The sequence below is a fragment of the Streptomyces sp. URMC 123 genome (genome assembly GCF_051386515.1).
GTDB lineage: Bacteria > Actinomycetota > Actinomycetes > Streptomycetales > Streptomycetaceae > Streptomyces.
This window is the reverse complement of the sequence record NZ_JBPQTV010000758.1, coordinates 1-278: the sequence shown is the minus strand read 5'-3', so window position 1 is coordinate 278 and position 278 is coordinate 1. Positions and strand designations below refer to the sequence as shown.

1 protein-coding gene is annotated in these 278 nt (G+C 74.5%); it reads left to right on the top strand.

The features are described from left to right. A partial coding sequence (locus ACSNOD_RS31900) for an ATP-binding cassette domain-containing protein (RefSeq protein WP_436770537.1) occupies positions 1 to 278 on the top strand: 278 nt, incomplete at both ends.

Below are 278 nucleotides of genomic sequence, written 5' to 3'. Positions count from 1 at the left end.
GGCGTCACCGGCCAGTTCGCCGCCGTCGACAACCTGCTCACCGCCGAGGAGAACCTCCTCCTCATGGCCGACCTGCACCACCTGCCCCGCCGCGAGGGGCGCCGGCGCGCCGGCGAGTTGCTGCGCCGCTTCGAGCTGACGGAGGCCGCCGGCAAGCCCGTCGCCACCTTCTCCGGCGGCATGCGCCGCAAGCTGGACCTCGCGATGACCCTGGTCGGCGACCCCCGCATCATCTTCCTCGACGAGCCGACCACCGGGCTGGACCCGCGCAGCCGCCG